The sequence below is a fragment of the Klebsiella sp. GB_Kp056 genome (assembly GCF_040064755.1).
GTDB lineage: Bacteria > Pseudomonadota > Gammaproteobacteria > Enterobacterales > Enterobacteriaceae > Klebsiella > Klebsiella quasipneumoniae.
On sequence record NZ_JBEAJA010000010.1, the window covers coordinates 1 to 1,604 of the forward strand.

Below are 1,604 nucleotides of genomic sequence, written 5' to 3' on the forward strand. Positions count from 1 at the left end.
TTGGTGCCTTCGGGAACTGTGAGACAGGTGCTGCATGGCTGTCGTCAGCTCGTGTTGTGAAATGTTGGGTTAAGTCCCGCAACGAGCGCAACCCTTATCCTTTGTTGCCAGCGGTTAGGCCGGGAACTCAAAGGAGACTGCCAGTGATAAACTGGAGGAAGGTGGGGATGACGTCAAGTCATCATGGCCCTTACGACCAGGGCTACACACGTGCTACAATGGCATATACAAAGAGAAGCGACCTCGCGAGAGCAAGCGGACCTCATAAAGTATGTCGTAGTCCGGATTGGAGTCTGCAACTCGACTCCATGAAGTCGGAATCGCTAGTAATCGTAGATCAGAATGCTACGGTGAATACGTTCCCGGGCCTTGTACACACCGCCCGTCACACCATGGGAGTGGGTTGCAAAAGAAGTAGGTAGCTTAACCTTCGGGAGGGCGCTTACCACTTTGTGATTCATGACTGGGGTGAAGTCGTAACAAGGTAACCGTAGGGGAACCTGCGGTTGGATCACCTCCTTACCTTAAAGAACCTGCCTTTGTAGTGCTCACACAGATTGTCTGATGAAAGTAGAGAAGCAAGGCGTCTTGCGATTGAGACTTCAGTGTCCCCTTCGTCTAGAGGCCCAGGACACCGCCCTTTCACGGCGGTAACAGGGGTTCGAATCCCCTAGGGGACGCCACTTGCTGGTTCGTGAGTGAAAGACGCGTGCCGATATATCTCAAAACTCATCTTCGGGTGATGTTTGAGATATTTGCTCTTTAAAAATCTGGATCAAGCTGAAAATTGAAACGACACACTGTTTAAGTGTGTTCGAGTCTCTCAAATTTTCGCAATCAGAAGATGGCACTGTAAAAGGTGACGTGAGCAAAGTGAAGCCAAGGCGTACCGCACGCAGCGAGCGGAGTGGACTTAATGTCCATGAGCATCGCGAGTACGGAACAACGCAGGATTCACGATGCGCAACGAACCGGACAGAACAAGACGTCTTCGGGTTGTGAGGTTAAGCGACTAAGCGTACACGGTGGATGCCCTGGCAGTCAGAGGCGATGAAGGACGTGCTAATCTGCGAAAAGCGTCGGTAAGGTGATATGAACCGTTATAGCCGGCGATGTCCGAATGGGGAAACCCAGTGCAATTCGTTGCACTATCGTTAACTGAATACATAGGTTAACGAGGCGAACCGGGGGAACTGAAACATCTAAGTACCCCGAGGAAAAGAAATCAACCGAGATTCCCCCAGTAGCGGCGAGCGAACGGGGAGCAGCCCAGAGTCTGAATCAGCTTGTGTGTTAGTGGAACGGTCTGGAAAGTCCGACGGTACAGGGTGATAGTCCCGTACACCAAAATGCACAGGCTGTGAACTCGAAGAGTAGGGCGGGACACGTGGTATCCTGTCTGAATATGGGGGGACCATCCTCCAAGGCTAAATACTCCTGACTGACCGATAGTGAACCAGTACCGTGAGGGAAAGGCGAAAAGAACCCCGGCGAGGGGAGTGAAAAAGAACCTGAAACCGTGTACGTACAAGCAGTGGGAGCACCTTCGGGTGTGACTGCGTACCTTTTGTATAATGGGTCAGCGACTTATATTCTGTAGCAAG

Annotated in this window: 1 tRNA gene and 2 rRNA genes; all 3 read left to right on the forward strand. The window is 51.5% G+C overall.

The window, feature by feature from the left end:
* Positions 1 to 522: ribosomal RNA gene (locus ABLV52_RS00575) — 16S ribosomal RNA — on the forward strand; the annotation flags it as partial.
* Positions 523 to 607: 85 nt separating this feature from the next.
* Positions 608 to 683 (forward strand) — tRNA-Glu (locus ABLV52_RS00580).
* Positions 684 to 1,002: 319 nt separating this feature from the next.
* Positions 1,003 to 1,604: ribosomal RNA gene (locus ABLV52_RS00585) — 23S ribosomal RNA — on the forward strand; the annotation flags it as partial.